Here is a 453-nt window from a genome sequence, read left to right on the forward strand (position 1 = left end):
CAATATTATTTCGTTCACAGAAACGGTCAGTTTTTAATTCAGCAAAGAAAAGATGATTTTATCTGGAAAAAATTATTCGAATTTCCACCAACAATTTCTGATGATTTAAAACCGTTTATAAAAAGCGTAAAAACCATTAATCATAAACTCACTCACAAAAATTTAAGCATAGAGATTTTTAATGTTGAGATTGATTCTGAAACCGTTTGGAAAAATTTTATTGCTGAAAATCATTATATCATCACTGATGTTGATGGTTCCCATGAAAGATCATTCCCAAAGCCTTTGGAAAATTATATTCAAAACTACAACGTAGCATATAGGATTCTATAATTAAAGTTTAGTTTGTCATTATCTATTAATTTAAAAAAGAGATTCTTCACTATGCTTTGCTTCGTTCAGAATGACAAAAATACCTACTTTATTAACTTTGTTGTCTTTGCTAAGTGAAAC

General features: G+C 28.0%; 1 protein-coding gene. It reads left to right on the plus strand.

What is annotated here, in order from left to right; translation table 11 throughout:
- A partial coding sequence (locus AB4Y90_RS18215) for an NUDIX domain-containing protein (protein ID WP_441558967.1) occupies positions 1 to 333 on the plus strand: 333 nt, incomplete at its 5' end.
- Between the last annotated feature and the right edge of the window lie 120 nt (positions 334 to 453).

The organism is Chryseobacterium sp. 2TAF14, assembly GCF_052115105.1.
Lineage (GTDB): Bacteria > Bacteroidota > Bacteroidia > Flavobacteriales > Weeksellaceae > Chryseobacterium.